Genomic DNA, 13,073 nt, shown 5'->3' with positions numbered 1-13,073 from the left:
TCGGCTCCCTCGAAAGTGAAATTAACTGGAAAGTCGTCGCCTCAGAAAAATGTCACTTCGGCGCTGGAAGGGGTCTTGGGCTGGCCATGGCGTTCTTCATCAGTGGTAAAGCGCTGACGTAGCCGGTCCAGCCAGGCAGGGGCGTCGTGCAGGCTCGGGTCGTTGGCGACGATGGCGTCGAGCAGGTCCTGCAGGTCACTCTGTACGTGTTCGAGCATCTGGTCGGTGCGGTCCTGGAACTGCAGGCTGACCATGATTGCCTGGATGTCGTGCTGGGTTTCGCGGGCATCGTGCTGCAGCGCGTGGGAGGCGTCGGACAACTGGTTGAGGTTGTCGCCCAGGCGACTCATCACGCCGCTCACCGACTGGCTGAGGAAATCCAGGTTGCTCTGTTCGCTGGTGCCCAGTTCGGCGGCCGCCTCGATGGTGGTCTGGATCGCGTGAGTGATCTCGCCGACCTTCTGATCCATGGCCAGGCCGGTCTCGGCCGACAGCGTGGAAAGCTTGCGCACCTCATCGGCGACCACCGAAAAACCGCGGCCGTACTCACCGGCCCGAGCCGCCTCGATAGCCGCATTCAGCGCCAGCAGGTTGGTTTGCTTGGCAATCTCCTGGACCCGTCGGGCCATGTGCTGCAACTGGCTGGCGTAGCTGTCCAGGTGGCTGATGGTGTCGAGCAGTGCATGCTGGCGCTGGCTGCTGGCGCGAAACGATTCGGTGACTTCGTGCAGGCGCTGGTTGGCATCGCGCAGGCTTTCGCCGACGCCGCCGTTGCCGAGCACGTCGTTGGAGTTGTCGAGGCTCTGTTCGAGGCGTTGGGCGATGTTGTGGAAACGCTGGAACAGCTCGCCGATATTGCTTTGCAGCAATGCCCGCGTTTGCCCCAGGCTGTCGCGCCAGCTCGGGGCGACGCCCTCGATCAGTTGCCAGTCGCCAGCGCTGGCGTGGGCCACAGCCGATTCGACCGGCGTCTGGGAATGACTGGTGGCAGCGGCTTTGGCGGTTTTTCTCGGGCGCAGGGCGAGCAGGGCGAGGCTGCTCAGCAACAGTCCGGCGTGGGGTAACAGGTGGACGGGTACAACCAATCCGATGGTTGCCAATGCGAGGCCGAGCCAGGCCCCAAGGTAAATGCGCATCGCCAGCTTCCGTTGCAGGGTGTCAGATCGGCGGATGATAGCGATGGCGTAATGATGTCAGTATAAGGACAACCCTTAATCCGTAGGTTATGTCCTACAAAATCAAGCGGGCTTTGGGCGGGTAACAAGTCGACCGGTCGATCAGGTAAAAAGCGTTGCACCCAAGGGTTGCAAGAGCAGCGTCGATTGCGGGGTGCAGGCAGGGCAGGGAGTTTGGAGTAGGGTTTCGGCGTAAGGGTCGCTCACGCCGAGCCAGGCCTCCCTCACAGGCCTTGGCTGCCGCGGATCAGGTCATACGCTTTGCGCGCAATCGGGTTTGCCGTATTAGGCCGGATCCACAGGTAGTAGGTGACTTCCGGCAAACGCGGCAACCCATCCGTTTCCCCGAGCACGCGCATGTCCGGCCCGAGCATCTCCATGCTCCGTGGCGTCACGCCCAGGCCCGCGCGAGTGGCGGCCTTGATCCCGATCAAGTTCGACGCCAGGTACGCCTGGCGCCAGGGGATGTTCGCCCGCTCCAGGGCCTCCAGCGCGTAGCGCCGATAGATGCTCGGCTCATCCACCAGGATCAGCGGCAACGGCTCGCTCGGCGAATGAATGTACTGCGCCGAACAGATCCACCACACCGGCGAGGTGCGCAGGGCGAAGCCTTCCAGGTTGGGGTCGGAGCGGGTGGAAATCACCATGTCGACCTTGCCGCGGTGCAGGTCATCCATCAGGAACGGGCTGCGGCCCACATCGATTTCCAGGCGCAGGCGCGGCGCGGAACGGGCGATATGGCTGAGGATCGGCGGCAGGATGGTGTCGGCGATATCGTGTGGCGAGCCAATGCGCAGCACGCCGCTCAGGCTGCTTTCGCGCAGCGAATTCAGCGCGTCGTCATTCAGCGACAGCATCTGCCGCGCATGCCGCAGCAGCTGCAGGCCCGGCTCGGTCAGCTGTTTCTGCCGGCCGCGCTTCTCGAACAGGCTGACCCCCACTTGCTGCTCCAGGCGCTGCATGTGCTGGGTCACGGACGATTGGGTGCGAGACAGGTGCGTGCCGGCTTCGGCGAAGCTGTGGTGGTCGACCACGGCGATAAAGGTGCGCAGGAGTTCAAGGTCGAGGGTCGACATGGCCGGTTCCAGGGGCGGTTTTACATCAAGGGTGTGAAGTTAAACATTACAGATATTTATGTATGCGTGAAGCAGATTTTTACCGCGCCCAGTAAATCATGGGTTATGCCGAAACTGCAGGTCGTGCTGATACGTCAAGTTATAACGATATGAGATATTTGCATTTCCGTTGCCCCTGCACACTCCCTAGCATGCCCCTCCATCAGGTCGGGGTACGCCGATCATTAGCCAAGGGGAAGTCCAATGATGTTGAAGAAATGGTTGCCGGTGGCCCTTGGGTCGATGATCGCCCTGGGCGGCAGTGTGGCGGCGCAGGCCGATGCGACCCTGGACAAGATCGAGCAGCGCCATGTGCTGGTGGTCGGCGTGCTGTTGTCCGGCGGGCCGTTCGGCAGCATCGACCCGGCCACGCAACAGCCCAAGGGCTTGAACGTCGACCTGGCCAACGAGCTGGGGCGTCAACTCAAGGCCCAGGTGCAACTGGTACCGGTGTTGCCGGCCAACCGCGTGCAGTTCCTGCAACAGGGCAAGGTCGACCTGCTGATCGCCAACATGGAGTGGACCGCCGAGCGCGGTGAAATCCTCGGGTTTGTCCCGACCCCGTTCTACCGTATCGGCGGCACCGCCGCAGTGCTCAAGGACAGCAAGATCACCCGTTGGGAAGACCTCAAGGACCAGCCCGTCTGCACCTCCCAAGGCAGCAGCTATGTGAAGCCGCTGACCGAGTTCGGCGCGCAGATCAAGGCGTTCAAGAGCTCCTCCGAATCGCTGCTGGCGCTGCGTGGCAACAACTGCGTGGCGGCGGTGCATGACTCCACGCTGATCAACCCGCTTATCAACGACAGCGCCGAATGGAAGGATTACCGCGCGATCAGCCCGGAACTCAACCCGGCACCGTCGGTGATCTGGACCCGTCGCGGCGAAAACGATACCCAGGCCAAGCTCGACCCGATCGTCAAGGAACTGCACCGCAGTGGCTGGCTGATCGACGCCCAGACCCGCAACCGCATCAGCCCGGCGTCGCCGGCCCTGGTGGAATTGCAAAACCAGTTCAAGGGCGCCTGAGCATGCAGATCAAAACCCTGGCCGCACTCGGCCTGGCCCTGTGCGCCGGCTTCGCACACGCCGACGCTACCCTCGACAAGATCCAGCAGCGCCACGCCATCAGCGTCGGTGTGATCCTCAGTGGTCCGCCGTTCGGCACCCTCGACCCGAAGACCGGCGAGCACCTGGGCTACAACGTCGAACTGGCCAAGGGTATCGGCCAGGCGCTGGGCGTCGAGACCCGGACAGTCTCGGTGCTGGCGCCCAACCGCGTGCAGTTCCTGCAGCAGGGCAAGGTCGACATCCTGATCGCCAATATGCAGTTCACCGAAGAGCGCGCCGAGATCCTCGACTATGTGCCGACGCCGTATGAGGAAGTCGGCGGCGCGGCCTTGATTCGCAAGGGTGCGGGCATCACCCAGTGGGCCGACCTCAAGGACAAACCGGTGTGCGTGTCCCAGGGCAGCAACTTCATCAAGCCACTGCAGGAGACCTACGGCGCGCAGATCAAGGCGTTCCGCAGCCAGTCCGAATCGCTGTTGTCGCTGCGCGGCAATGGCTGCGTGGCGGCGGTGCACGTCAGCCCGACCATGCACGCATTGCTCAGCGATGCCGAGTGGGCCGGTTATGAGATCCCGTTGCCGGGCGACCTGATCCCGTCCAAATCGGTGATCTGGATTCGCAAGGGCGAACACGACACCCAGGCCAAGCTCGATGCCATTGTGCGCGACTGGCACAAGAGCGGCTTCCTGATCGCCCTCGGCGAGCGTACCGGCATGGCGCCGTCCCAGGCCCTGCGCGACCTGCACGAGCACTACAGCCATGAGTGATGCGTTGTTCGCCACCTTGCAACAACTGCTCGGCGCGGCCCATGTACACAGCAATGACGAGGCGGCGCAGTACCTCACCGACAAGCAGGGGCGCTACACCGGGCAGGTGATTGCGGCGGTACACCCGGCGAACACTGAGGAAGTGGCGGCGGTGGTGCGCGCCTGCGTGGCGTTGAAGGCACCGATCGTGGTGCAGGGTGGCAACACCGGCCTGATGGCCGGGGCCACGCCGGATGCCAGCGGGCGTTCGGTTTTGCTGCTGCTCGACCGCATGAACCGCGTGCGCCAGGTCGATACCGACAATGACACCCTCACGGTGGAAGCCGGCTGTATCCTGCAACACGTGCAGGACGTGGCCCGCGCTGCCGGTCGCCTGTTCCCCCTGAGCCTCGGTGCCGAGGGCAGTTGCACGATTGGCGGCAACCTCGGCACGAATGCCGGCGGCACCGCCGTGCTGCGTTACGGCAACACCCGTGAGTTGACCCTGGGCCTGGAAGTGGTGACCGCCGAAGGCGAGATCTGGCACGGCCTGCGCGGTCTGCGCAAGGACAACACCGGCTACGACCTGCGCGATTTGTACATTGGCAGCGAGGGCACGCTCGGCATTATCACCGCGGCCACCCTGAAGCTGTTCCCGCAGCCCTTGGCCCAGGCCACCGCGTTGCTGGCCTTTGATCAACTGGCCCAGGCCGTGGCGTTCCTGTCCCACGCCCGCGCCGGTTTTGGCGCCAATCTCACGGCCTTCGAATTGCTCAGCGCCGATTGCCTGGCGTTGCTGCGCGAGCAGTTTCCGGACGGCCCGCAGCCGTTCAAGGGCGCGAGCCAGCCGTGGTTTGCCTTGATCGAACTCTCCGACAACCACGGCGAACAGCATGCCCGCGAAGCCTTTGAACGTGTGCTCGGTGAAGCCTTCGAGCAGGCCTTGATCGCAGACGCGCTGATTGCCGAAAGCCTGGCGCAAAGCGAAGCACTGTGGCTGTTGCGCGAGAACATGAGCGAGGCGCAAAAGCGCGCCGGGCGCAATATGAAGCACGATATCTCGGTACCGATTTCCCAGGTGGTAGCCTTCGTCGCGCACACGGATGCCGTGCTCCAGCAGCATTTCCCCGGCGTGCGCAATTTCACCTTCGGCCACCTCGGCGACGGCAACCTGCATTACAACGTGGCGCATCCACTCGATTCGACGGTGGAGGCGCACATGGCGCAGTACGCCGAGTTGAGCGCGATGGTGCACGACAGCGCCCATGCCCATGGCGGCTCGATCAGTGCCGAGCACGGCATCGGCCAGCGCAAGGTGGGCATGCTGGGTCGCTATAAAAGCGCGGTGGAACTGGACCTGATGCGCCGCATCAAGCAGGCGCTGGATCCGCACAACCTGCTCAATCCCGGCAAAGTCCTCGAGGTGCAGCCATGACCGTACGCCTGTCCCGGCGCGTGCAGCGGGTGTCGCTGTCCGCCAATGCCGCCGCCAAGTCCCGCGCCACCGAACTGCGGGAGGCCGGTCGTGACATCCTCGACCTCACCACCGGCGAGCCGGACTTCGACACCCCGGAGCACATCAAGCAGGCCGCCTATGCGGCCATCGCTGCCGGTGCCACCAAGTACACGCCGACGCCTGGCGTAAAGGCCTTGCGGGTGGCGGTGCAGCGCAAGCTGGCCGCAGAAAACCACCTGGATTATCCGCTGGCGTCGATTGTGATCGCCAACGGCGCCAAGCAGATCATCTTCAATGCTTTCGCCGCCACCCTGGATGACGGCGATGAAGTGCTGGTGCCGACGCCGTACTGGCCGTCATTTCCCGACAGCGTGCGCTTCAACGGGGGCGAGCCGGTCTTGATCGAGTGCGGCCTGGCGCAGGGCTGCAAGCTGCTGCCGGCCCAGTTGGAACAGCACATCAATACGCGCACGCGCTGGCTGATTCTCAACGGCCCGGGCAACCCCAGCGGCGCGGTGTACAGCACCACCGAGCTGCAGGCGTTGGCCGCGGTGCTGCGTCGCCATCCCCAGGTGCTGGTGCTGCTGGATGAACTGTATGAACACATCCGCTTCGACGGTCGCCCGGCCCAGAGCCTGTTGAACGTCGCACCGGACCTGCAGGACCGGTGCCTGCTGGTGGGCGGCGTGTCCAAGACCTACGCCATGACCGGCTGGCGCATCGGCTTTGGCGCGGGGCCGAAAACCCTCACCGACGCCATGGCGGTGGTGCAATCGCAATCGACCTCCGGTGCTTCTTCGGTTGGCCAGGCGGCGGCGTTGGCGGCCTACACCGGCGGGCTGGATTTTCTCGCCGAGCAGGTTGCGGCGTATCAATTGCGCCGGGACATCCTGGTCGCCGCGCTGGAAAACGTCGACGGTCTGCAAGTGCTGGAACCCCAGGGCGGCTTCTTCGTCTTCGTGCGTTGCGCCGGGCTGCTGGGGCGTTCTCGTCCCGATGGCCAGCGCATCGACAACGACGGCGACGTGGTCGCCTGGTTGCTGGAGGAGGGCGTGGCTGGGGTGGCAGGCAGCGCCTATGGGTTGTCGCCGTGGTTTCGCCTGTCGATTGCCACCGCGACCGAGAGTGTCGCCGAAGCAGGGCGACGGATCGCGACCGCCTGCGGGAAGTTGCAATGATGGAGCTGTTCGTCCACTGGGCTGCCGGTATCGGCCTGAACTACAACTTTCTGCTCGATGCCTATCAGCGCGGCACGCTGGTGCAGGGCGCGCTGACCACGGGGCTGCTGTGCCTGTTCACCATTATCGGCAGCCTGCTCGCGGGTATCAGCCTGGCGGCGATGCTGACGTCCGGCAACCCGTGGCTGGCCAAGCCGGCGCGGGTGTTTATCGAGGTCACGCGCAACACGCCGACCCTGGTGCAGCTGTACTGCGCGTTCCTGGTGCTGAACATGCTGCTGACCCAGGCGGTCGGCGCGGCCAACCCGCTCACGCCGTTCGCCTGGGTCGTGATCGTCATCTCCCTGCACAAGGGCGCATTCCATGCCGAGGCCCTGCGCGCCGGCATCGAGGCGGTGCCCGCCGTGACCCTCGAAGCCGCCAGTTCGCTGGCCTTCAGCAGCCGTCAATTATTGTGGAATGTGCAGTTGCCGCTGGCCCTGCGTTTTGCCTTGCCGTCGCTGATCAACAACCTGATCGACCTGGTAAAGATGACCGCCGTGGCCTCGGCGATTGCGGTGGGTGACATCACCTACGCCGCGATCATGATCTGGACCCAGAGCGACAACGTGCTGGAACTGATGATCCTGATCCTGAGCTTCTTCGGCCTGCTGAGTTTTATCGTCAATTGTGTGGGGCGCTGGCTCGAAGCGCGCCTGAGGATGCCCGGCTATGGCCATTGATTCATTCCCGGTGCTGTCGGCCTTGCTGCAATGGTCGCCGGCGCTGGTTGCAGGCTTTGGCCAGAACATCCTCATCAGCCTGTTGGCGATTGGCATTGGTTCGGTGCTGGGCCTGTTGATCGGCGCGCTGGCGCTATCGCCATTGGCGGCTGTTGCGCGGCTGTGGGTGCAGGTATTTCGCAATGCGCCGTGGCTGGTACTGATCTATTTCACCACCTACGTGTTTCCGTTCGAGATTCATATCGGCAGCAGCTACGTGTCGTTTCCCGACTGGATCAAGGTCACCATCGGCCTGGCCCTGCCGGCCAGCGCCAACGTCGCGGAAATCTTTCGCGGCGCCATCGGCTCGATCCCCAGCACCCAGTGGGAAGCCGCGCGTTCGCTGGCGTTCACCCGTGGCCAGCTGTTCCGTTCGATCATCCTGCCGCAGTGCTTCAAGCGCATGTTGCCACCGTGGATGAACCTCTACGCGGTGGTCACCATGGGCACCGCGCTGGCGTCGCTGGTGGGCGTGCATGACGTGATCGACACCGCGCAGATTGCCAGCAACACCGTGAACATGACCGGTTTTACCGTGGTGATCTACCTCAGCCTGCTGGTGCTGTTCTTCGCCTATTGCTACCCGATTTCCCGTCTCACCCAACACCTGGAGCGCCGCTATGCCTTCTATTGAACCCCTGGTGAGCCTGCGGGATGTCCACCTGTCGTTCGGCGCCAACCCGGTGCTCAAGGGCATCGATCTTGAGGTGCTGCGCGGCCAGGCGGTGTCGATCATCGGCCCGTCGGGCTCGGGCAAGTCCACGATCCTGCGCTGCATCACCGGGCTGTTGCAGCCCCAGCGCGGCAGCATCCGCGTGGGCCAGACCCAGGTCGACACGCTGGCCCAGGAAGCCCAGCGCATCGAGTTGCGCAAGCGTGTCGGTTTTGTGTTCCAGCAATACAACCTGTTCCCGCACTTGTCGGTGCTGGAGAACCTGGTGATCGCCCCGCGCAAGGTGCTCGGGCGCAATCGTGCCGATGCAGAAAAAGACGCGCGGGCGCTGTTGGCCAAGGTGCGCATGGAGCACAAGGCCGACGCGTATCCCGGCCAGCTCTCCGGCGGCCAGCAGCAGCGCGTGGCGATTGCCCGTGCCCTGGCGATGCGCCCGGAACTGATCCTGTTCGACGAAGTGACCTCGGCACTCGACCCGGAAACCGTCGGCGAAGTGCTGACGGTGATCCGCGAGCTGACCGAAGAGGGCATGACCTCCGTGTTGGTCACCCATGAAATGCGCTTCGCCGAAGAGATCAGCGACGTCGTGTACTTCACCGAAAACGGCGTGATTGTCGAGCATGGCAGCGCCGCGCAGATTTTCCAGAACCCGGGCAGCGAACGCACCCAGACGTTCCTGCGCCATGCCCTGGGCGACTCCGGGCGCCGTGGCCCGATCGCCCATGATCCGTACCTGTTGACCAATTTGAGCCGTTACAGCCTGTCAGTCTGATAAGAGGAAAACCGTCATGAGTAGCGAAAACCGTGCTGCTGTTATCGAAGCGTTCCTGCAGCAAATCCGCGTCATTAACCAGCGCGGCGTAGACCGCGCGGCCCTGGTGGAAATCGTCGGCCTGCTGGAAAACCTCGCCGAGCGGCGCGACCTGTTCAACTTCGATGAATTTCCCGCGCCTGTGCCGGGGCAGGGCAGTACCGCGTTCCGCTATCGCCTGAATGACGATGGCGACACCCCGACGCTGTACCTCAACTCGCTGTTGCCGGGCAAAAGCACAATCGCGCATAACCACGAGACGTGGGCAATCATCAGTGCGGTGGAAGGCCAGGAAATCAACTACGTCTACGCCCGCAGTGATGAGGGCCGTGAGCCGGGCTTCACCACCCTGACGCTTGAGAAAGAAGTGATCGTGCAACCGGGCACCTCGATTTCGTTCCTCGGTGAAGACCTGCACGGCATCAAGGTTGAAGGCGAGCAGGCGACGTTGCACTTCCACCTCTACGGCTTGCCGCTGGAGTCGCTGAACGGCCGATATGGCGTGGAAGCGGACGGCCGCATCCTCAACTACAACGCCTCGCAGATGGCGCCTTCCATCAAGGCGTATTTGTAAGCACTCCTGAGGATCGTTCCCACGCTCTGCGTGGGAACGCAGGTTGTGACGCTCTGCGTCACGCCAGACACCGGGACGCAGAGCGTCCCAAACGACATTCCCACGCAGAGCGTGGGAATGATCAAAGGGCGGGGTTTTTATGATTGATCTGTACTACTGGCCCACCGGCAACGGCCTCAAGGTCGGGATCCTGCTCGAAGAGCTGGGCCTGGATTACCGCCTGGTGCCGGTGAATATCCGGGAAGGCCAGCAAAAGCACGCCGACTTCCAGCGCATCAGCGCCAACGGGCGTATCCCGGCGATTGTCGACCACCGTCCCGAGGTGCCGTTGAGCCTGTTCGAGTCCGGCGCGATCCTCAATTACCTGGCCGACAGCGCCGGGCAATTCCTGCCACCGGCCGGCACTGCCGAGCGGCAAAAGGTCCAGGAATGGCTGTTCTGGCAGGTCGGGCATATCACCCCGTATCTCAGCCAGTTGCAGCTGTTCAAGGAGAAGGCCCCCGAGCCGATTGCCTTCGCCCTCGACCTGTTGAACGCCGAAGCCACGCGCCTGTACCGGGTGCTGGAGCAGCGCCTGGCCGAAGTGCCGTATGTGGCCGGCGAGTACTCGGTGGCAGACATGGCGATTTTTCCGTGGATCCAGCCGTTGCGCCAGGGCCAGCAGTTGGCGGACTACCCGCATATCCAGGCCTGGCGCTTGCGCATCCAGGCGCGGCCGGCGGTGCAGCGTGCCTATGCCAAGGGGCGCGAAGTGGCACCGGGCGAACGTTCGTTGGCGTTGCAGTAACTCTTTTCTTACTTTGTTGGGACTTCCATGAGCCAGACCATCACCCCAAGTCAACTGCAGCAATGGCTGTTCGACGGGCAGGAAATCGCTGTATTCGACGTGCGCGAACACGGGCAATACGGCGAGGCCCACCTGTTCCATGGGGTGAACCTACCCTATAGCCGCCTGGAGCTGGAGGTACGCCGCCTGGCGCCCAACCCGCAGGTGCGCCTGGTGATCTACGACCAGGATGGCGGTGAAGTCGCGGCACTGGCGGCGGCGCGATTGCAGGCACTGGGCTACCGCCGCGTGCAGGTGCTTGAAGGTGGTGCGCAGGGTTGGCAGGCCGCCGGTTTGCAGCTGTTTGCCGGGGTGCATGTGCCGTCCAAGGCCTTTGGCGAGCTGGTCGAGGAGGCCAGCCACACGCCTCACGTCACCGCGCGGCAACTGGCCGAGTGGCAGGCGCGTGGCGAGCCGCTGGTGGTGCTCGACGGGCGGCCGTTCGAGGAGTACCGCAAGATGACCATCCCCGGTTCGATCTGCTGCCCCAACGGCGAACTCGGCTATCGCGTGCATGACCTGGTGCCGGATGACCGCACGCCGATCGTGGTCAACTGCGCCGGGCGTACGCGCAGCATTATCGGCGCGCAGACGCTGATCAACCTGGGCTTGAAAAACCCGATCTACGCCCTGGAAAACGGCACCCAGGGCTGGTACCTGGAAGACTTCCAGCTGGAGCATGGCAGCACCCGCCGCTATGCCGAGCAAGTCAACGGCGACCTGGCCTCCCAGCGCCAGGCTGCACGGCAACTGGCTGAGCGGGCTGGGGTGACGACGGTGTCGGCGGATCAGGTTCGCCAATGGGCCGATGACGCGCAGCGCAGCCTGTTCCTGTGTGATGTGCGCACTGGCGAAGAGTTTGCCCTGGGCACGTTGCCCGGCGCGCAACACACGCCCGGCGGGCAGTTGATCCAGTCCACCGACCTGTACATCGGCGTGCGCCAGGCGCGCATTGTGCTGGTGGACAGCGATGGCGTGCGCGCACCGATTGTCGCCAGCTGGCTGCGGCAGTTGGGGCATGAGGCCTACGTGCTGAGCGGCGGTATCGACAGTGGCCTGGCCCTGCCGGTGTTGCAGCCGGTGGCGTATGAGCCGTTGCCGTTGATCAGTCCCGAGGCGCTGGCGGCGCAATTGAGTGAGGTAAACCTGGTCGATCTGCGCCCGAGCATGGTGTATCGCAAGGGGCATATTGCCGGTTCCACCTGGTCGATTCGTGCGCAGCTTAAAACCGATCAGCGTCCGCTGGTGCTGGTGGCGGATGACCCTGCAGTGGCGGCCTTCGCGGCCCAAGGGCTGTCGGCTCGATTGCTCGACGGCGGCCTCACTGCCTGGGCAGCGGCTGGCCTGCCGGTCAACGAAGACCCGCAAAACCCGCCCGACGCGCAGTGCATCGACTTCCTGTTCTTCACCCACGACCGCCATAGCGGCAACAAGGACGCCGCCCGCCAGTACCTGGCCTGGGAAATCGGCCTGTTGGCGCAAATGAGTGAGGCGGAAATCGCCAGCCTCAAACCCTTGGCGCCGCCGTCACGCGTGCGCACGCGGTTGATCCACGCCGCGCGTACCGAAAAGGGCCACGGTGGCCGCGCAGTCAATGTGCCGATCACGCGCCTGAGCACGGTGCTGTTCGACAACCTGGCGCAAATGCGCGACGCCCGTGCCCGCCGCGACAGCGAGCGCGTGCTGACCTACGGCGCGCGGGGCAACCCGACCTCCCACGCGCTGGAAGATCTGGTGAGCGAACTCGAAGGTGGCTACCGCACGCGTCTCTACGGCACGGGCCTGGCGGCAGCGGCCCAGGTGTTCCTGGCCTATCTGCGCCCCGGCGATCATGTGCTGATCACCGATGCGGTGTACTCGCCGGTGCGCAAACTGGCCTGCGAGTTTCTCCAGCCCTTTGGCATCGAAGTGAGTTATTTCTCGCCGGATGGCAAGGATTTGAAGGCGCAACTGCAAGCCAATACCCGGCTGGTCTACGCCGAAGTGCCGGGCTCGCTGCTGTATGAGCTGTGCGATTTGCCTGCGATTGCGGCGTTGTGCAAGCCGCGCAACATCCTGCTGGCCGTCGACAACACCTGGGGCTCAGGCTACCTGTACCGGCCACTGGCATTGGGCGCGGACATTTCGATCATGGCCCTGACCAAATACCTCGGCGGGCACAGTGACGTGATGATGGGCAGCGTGTGCACCACCCAGGCCGCCTGGCCGGCGCTGGGCAAAATGAGTGACACCTTCGGCAACTCGGTGAGTGCCGACGATGCCTACCTGATCCTGCGCGGTGCACGCACCCTGGCGTCGCGCCTGGATGTGCACGAACGCCAGGCCGTGGACATTGCCCTGTGGTTGCAGGCGCAGCCGCAGGTCAAGCGCGTGTTCCACCCGGCGCTGCCCGAGCATCCGGGGCATGCGCTGTGGCGTCGCGACTTCACCGGCAGCAATGGGTTGTTGTCGTTTGAGTTGGCCAGTGCCGATGCCGGCTACGTCGAACGCTTTATCGACGGCTTGCAGCTGTTCGGCCTGGGGGCTTCGTGGGGCGGCTATGAAAGCCTGGTTACCGTGGCCGACACCCAGGACCGCGACAGCGCATCCGACCGGGCGTTGAACCCGGTGGTGCGTTTGCATATCGGTCTGGAAGATGTGGCGGCGCTGATCGAGGACCTGCAGCGCGGGTTTGCGCTGGCAGGTTGAGG

The 13,073-nt window shown here is 64.0% G+C and carries 12 protein-coding genes; 10 read left to right on the top strand and 2 right to left on the bottom strand.

Annotated features, from left to right (window positions below):
• Window positions 1-41: 41 nt before the first annotated feature.
• Window positions 42-1,136: a methyl-accepting chemotaxis protein gene (locus tag AC07SI_RS05620; RefSeq protein ID WP_495005335.1), complete on the bottom strand. Its 1,095-nt coding sequence runs from the start codon at window positions 1,134-1,136 to the stop codon at window positions 42-44.
• A gap of 263 nt (window positions 1,137-1,399) precedes the next feature.
• Window positions 1,400-2,251, bottom strand: coding sequence for a LysR substrate-binding domain-containing protein (locus AC07SI_RS05615; protein ID WP_106804040.1), 852 nt, complete (start codon window positions 2,249-2,251; stop codon window positions 1,400-1,402).
• A 243-nt stretch (window positions 2,252-2,494) separates the two neighbouring features.
• On the opposite strand from AC07SI_RS05615, the gene AC07SI_RS05610 reads away from it, so the two are divergent.
• The 10 genes from AC07SI_RS05610 to metC all read left to right on the top strand — a co-directional run bounded on the left by AC07SI_RS05610 (window position 2,495) and on the right by metC (window position 13,071).
• Window positions 2,495-3,316: a transporter substrate-binding domain-containing protein gene (locus AC07SI_RS05610; protein WP_262135699.1), complete on the top strand. Its 822-nt coding sequence runs from the start codon at window positions 2,495-2,497 to the stop codon at window positions 3,314-3,316.
• A gap of 2 nt (window positions 3,317-3,318) precedes the next feature.
• Window positions 3,319-4,125: a transporter substrate-binding domain-containing protein gene (locus AC07SI_RS05605; RefSeq protein WP_106804038.1), complete on the top strand. Its 807-nt coding sequence runs from the start codon at window positions 3,319-3,321 to the stop codon at window positions 4,123-4,125.
• Window positions 4,118-5,539: an FAD-binding oxidoreductase gene (locus tag AC07SI_RS05600; protein WP_495005334.1), complete on the top strand. Its 1,422-nt coding sequence runs from the start codon at window positions 4,118-4,120 to the stop codon at window positions 5,537-5,539. The genes AC07SI_RS05605 and AC07SI_RS05600 overlap by 8 nt, the downstream gene beginning before the upstream one ends.
• Complete coding sequence (locus AC07SI_RS05595) at window positions 5,536-6,738, top strand: aminotransferase class I/II-fold pyridoxal phosphate-dependent enzyme (RefSeq protein ID WP_495005333.1); 1,203 nt, start codon at window positions 5,536-5,538, stop codon at window positions 6,736-6,738. The genes AC07SI_RS05600 and AC07SI_RS05595 overlap by 4 nt, the downstream gene beginning before the upstream one ends.
• Window positions 6,735-7,460: an amino acid ABC transporter permease gene (locus AC07SI_RS05590; RefSeq protein WP_106804036.1), complete on the top strand. Its 726-nt coding sequence runs from the start codon at window positions 6,735-6,737 to the stop codon at window positions 7,458-7,460. Before AC07SI_RS05595 ends, AC07SI_RS05590 begins: the two co-directional genes overlap by 4 nt.
• On the top strand, window positions 7,450-8,133 hold the full coding sequence (locus tag AC07SI_RS05585) for an amino acid ABC transporter permease (RefSeq protein ID WP_065904948.1): 684 nt from the start codon (window positions 7,450-7,452) through the stop codon (window positions 8,131-8,133). Before AC07SI_RS05590 ends, AC07SI_RS05585 begins: the two co-directional genes overlap by 11 nt.
• Window positions 8,120-8,944 carry an amino acid ABC transporter ATP-binding protein gene (locus AC07SI_RS05580; protein ID WP_495005332.1) on the top strand — a complete coding sequence of 275 codons (825 nt, stop codon included), beginning with the start codon at window positions 8,120-8,122 and terminating at the stop codon, window positions 8,942-8,944. The genes AC07SI_RS05585 and AC07SI_RS05580 overlap by 14 nt, the downstream gene beginning before the upstream one ends.
• Before the next feature lie 16 nt (window positions 8,945-8,960).
• A complete protein-coding gene (locus tag AC07SI_RS05575) occupies window positions 8,961-9,557 on the top strand; it encodes a cysteine dioxygenase family protein (protein ID WP_065904952.1) in 597 nt (198 codons plus the stop codon).
• 139 nt (window positions 9,558-9,696) lie between these two features.
• Window positions 9,697-10,344, top strand: coding sequence for a glutathione S-transferase family protein (locus AC07SI_RS05570; protein WP_065904955.1), 648 nt, complete (start codon window positions 9,697-9,699; stop codon window positions 10,342-10,344).
• 27 nt (window positions 10,345-10,371) lie between these two features.
• Window positions 10,372-13,071, top strand: a complete 2,700-nt coding sequence (gene metC, locus AC07SI_RS05565) for a cystathionine beta-lyase (RefSeq protein WP_495005331.1) — start codon at window positions 10,372-10,374, stop codon at window positions 13,069-13,071.
• Window positions 13,072-13,073 lie beyond the last annotated feature (2 nt).

The organism is Pseudomonas sp. GW821-FHT05D12 (genome assembly GCF_059419825.1).
The sequence above is the reverse complement of the archived record's forward strand: the minus strand, read 5'-3'. Positions and strand labels throughout refer to the sequence as shown.